1 pseudogene is annotated in these 429 nt (G+C 43.8%); it reads left to right on the forward strand.

What is annotated here, in order from left to right:
• Window positions 1-429: pseudogene (locus J7R05_RS08280) on the forward strand (methionine adenosyltransferase); the annotation flags it as partial.

Here is a 429-nt window from a genome sequence, read left to right on the forward strand (position 1 = left end):
ATCTACGATAAAACTGGTTGCCCACTCATTAATCCTACTCGTTTTCGTACAGTAGCACGTCGTGCTATCCGTGCAATTGGATATGAACAAGCCGGTTTCCATTGGAAAACTGTTAAAATTGATGTTCTTCTACGCCCTCAATCAACCGACATTGCACGCGCCGTTGATAACGCCATGGACCGGCATGGTGAAGAAGGTGCAGGTGATCAAGGTATCATGGTTGGATATGCTTACCGTGAAACACCTGAACTCATGCCTGCACCCATTTACTATGCGCATAGAATTCTCAAACTTCTCGCGGCTGCACGCCATAAAAAGGAAGGAGAGACTGGAAAATTAGGACCAGATGCCAAAAGCCAAATAACAATACGGTATAAAAATGGAAAACCTATAGAGGTAACCTCTATCGTTCGTTCAACTCAACATTTA

The sequence above is a fragment of the Bartonella capreoli genome (genome assembly GCF_902813205.1).
Classification (GTDB): Bacteria; Pseudomonadota; Alphaproteobacteria; order Rhizobiales; family Rhizobiaceae; genus Bartonella; species Bartonella schoenbuchensis.